At 61.2% G+C, this 255-nt stretch carries 1 protein-coding gene; it reads left to right on the top strand.

Features of this window, described 5'->3' with window-relative positions; genetic code table 11:
* On the top strand, positions 1–255 hold a 255-nt coding region (locus L6D82_RS28530; protein WP_236192156.1), incomplete at both ends, for a DDE-type integrase/transposase/recombinase.

Below are 255 nucleotides of genomic sequence, written 5' to 3'. Positions count from 1 at the left end.
GGCCGATGAACCCAACCAGACCTGGTGTGCCGACTTCAAAGGGCAGTTCAGGATGCAGGACGGCAATTGGTGCTATCCGCTGACCATTACCGATCAGATGAGCCGCTATCTGCTGCTCTGCCGGGCGTTGCCCGGCACGCACAGCGAGCCGACGCGACAGGGATTCGAATGGGCTTTCCGGGAGTTTGGATTGCCGGACGTAATCCGCACAGATAACGGGGCGCCTTTCGCATCGACCGGTTTGGCGCGGCTGTC

It is taken from the genome of Pseudomonas paraglycinae, assembly GCF_021601625.1.
GTDB classification, from domain to species: domain Bacteria; phylum Pseudomonadota; class Gammaproteobacteria; order Pseudomonadales; family Pseudomonadaceae; genus Aquipseudomonas; species Aquipseudomonas paraglycinae.
The sequence above is the reverse complement of the archived record's forward strand: the minus strand, read 5'-3'. Positions and strand labels throughout refer to the sequence as shown.